We start from the raw sequence: 1,535 nt of genomic DNA, 5'->3' as shown, positions 1-1,535 counted from the left end.
TCGATGGTGTTGGCCGTCATGATCCAGGAGATGTGCGAGAGGTCGCAGGGCGCGTCGATATAGGGATCGTTCCATCGCATCGCGGTTTCGCGCTCGAGCAGCCCGTGCAGCACGTCGTGAAAGTTTCCGTTGTGGCGGCCGGTGCCGGCCTTTTCGATCTCATCGAGGATGATCATGGGACCAGCGTGTCGATGGGTGCGGATCGCGGCCACGGGCAGGCTCGGTTCACCGGTGGCCCATTTTCGCGTTGCTCCGCCATGCATGCCATCGGATACACCGCCGCAAGGAATCATCTCCCAAGGCGTGTTCATCTCCTCGGCAAGCCGCCGGGCGAAATGGCTCTTGCCCGAGCCGGGCGGGCCGATAAGCAGCGTCGGCCGGACATGAACAGTGTCGCGTCCGGCGAGGTCGCTCAGGACGGTTTGGATCACCGACGCCGCATAGGGAAATTCCTCGAGCAGGATTCCTCGAACCAGATTGAGGTCTGGAACCGGCGACAGTGGCAGCGGCTTGCCGATGAAGTGCTCGTAATCCTTGCCGACCTCGGCACCTCCCTTGGTCGTCGCCATTCCAATGGTCCGGAAGACTACGACCCCGTCTTCCCTGGAACCAGACCCGGATCCGTCGGTCGTGTTGTCTGACCCGGGAGCAACCTGGCCGCTCGCCGCCGCTCCTCCCTGCACGTCCGCGGTCAGGTCGAATGCCTTGCTGAACTCTTTTGCATAGGCGTCGACGTCGTCCAGATAGTGCTTTCGGGCGAAGCTGATGCGCACTCCGGTTCCGTGCCAGTCCTCCATCCGACGCGAATGCACCGCCCATCCAAGCGAGCGCCATACAATGTCACGACCGAGTCCCTGACGGATATCCTCAAGGCCGAGCGCGGCGATCTCCGCCGCCACGAGCGCCGCCGCATCGGCATCGCCACACGCCGCCCGGTAGATGCGGCAGCGCATCCGCCACGCGTCGCCGGGCAGGACCGCCTCATCGGCGTGATCCCTAAATCCGGCATCCAGCAGAGCGAGTGTCTCGGCGCCGGGCTCCAGGGCGAGGCTATCGAGGATACCGAGCAAGGAATCGAACCCGGCCATTTCACTCAAGCGAATGTGCCTGGCGGCGCGCTCAGCGAACTCCCTGATATCCTCGCGCACATCGTCCAGGAAGAACGGCATGCCACGCAGCAGCTCGGCTTCGGTCGGCAGGCGGTCACCGGCAATCGCCTGCTTGCTCCGGCGCTCGAAGTGAAGCTGCAGAAAGTGGGGCGAAGGGTGGGAAGCGCGGGCCATGACGCGTCCTCATCCGTCCAGTTCGGTGCGGCTCACCTCGCGACCGAGGCGATACCAGCGCGACAAGGTCCGCGCCCACGTCTGGTCCTCGGACACGAGCATGAGCTCGGAGGTGCTGATCAGCCGGTTCTCGCCAATGAGCTTCGGGTGGCCGGTAGACAGACCGACGAGGTAGACATTGTTGCCGAAGGCCGGCGCCCAGCGATCGAGGATGGGAGGCTCGACGCCGGCCAGTTCCTCCGGCAGGCTTCC

Annotated in this window: 2 protein-coding genes; both read right to left on the bottom strand. The window is 64.6% G+C overall.

Annotated elements, in window-relative coordinates; translation table 11 throughout:
• On the bottom strand, window positions 1-1,283 hold a 1,283-nt coding region (locus EJC49_RS25355; RefSeq protein WP_126702701.1), incomplete at its 3' end, for an AAA family ATPase.
• Window positions 1,284-1,292: 9 nt separating this feature from the next.
• Window positions 1,293-1,535 (bottom strand): DUF6634 family protein (locus EJC49_RS25905; RefSeq protein WP_342635385.1); only part of this gene is annotated, 243 nt, incomplete at its 5' end.

This window comes from Aquibium carbonis, from assembly GCF_003970795.1.
Taxonomy (GTDB): Bacteria; Pseudomonadota; Alphaproteobacteria; order Rhizobiales; family Rhizobiaceae; genus Aquibium; species Aquibium carbonis.
Note: the sequence above shows the minus strand (reverse complement) of the source record. Positions and strands in the feature narration are given on the sequence as shown.